Below are 421 nucleotides of genomic sequence, written 5' to 3'. Positions count from 1 at the left end.
AGATTCTTATGCTATAGAAGAGTTTTTGATTAATGGTAATATTGAGTATTTACATCTGGATATCAAAGATAATAATAAAATCCTCCCAGTTACATTAGAAGGACAAGTCGTGGCAATAGCAGATGAAATAGCTCAGAGAGGTCACGATTTAGATGATGCCTTTGCCTCTGGTTTATTAAATTTGAATTCATTTAAGGATTCATGTGAAATTAGCGAAATGAAATCTATTTATAAAATAATAGAACAGATAGAAAATAAAATAGAAGAGTATAAAGGAAAAGGAAGAGTAATTATAGATAAAAATGATATGATCAGAGCCATGCTCGTACCTAAAATTCTAGGTTATTTTATCAATGATATCGTTGTAAATTCAAAGAGCAATATGAGAGATTACGAAAAAGAATATATCGATGACTTTAAT

1 protein-coding gene is annotated in these 421 nt (G+C 28.7%); it reads left to right on the top strand.

The features are described from left to right. A partial coding sequence (locus RCF13_RS24770; RefSeq protein ID WP_308141626.1) for a hypothetical protein occupies positions 1–421 on the top strand: 421 nt, incomplete at both ends.

It is taken from the genome of Stenotrophomonas maltophilia group sp. RNC7, assembly GCF_030910085.1.
GTDB lineage: Bacteria > Pseudomonadota > Gammaproteobacteria > Xanthomonadales > Xanthomonadaceae > Stenotrophomonas > Stenotrophomonas sepilia.
This window is presented reverse-complemented; position numbering and strand designations above follow the sequence as displayed.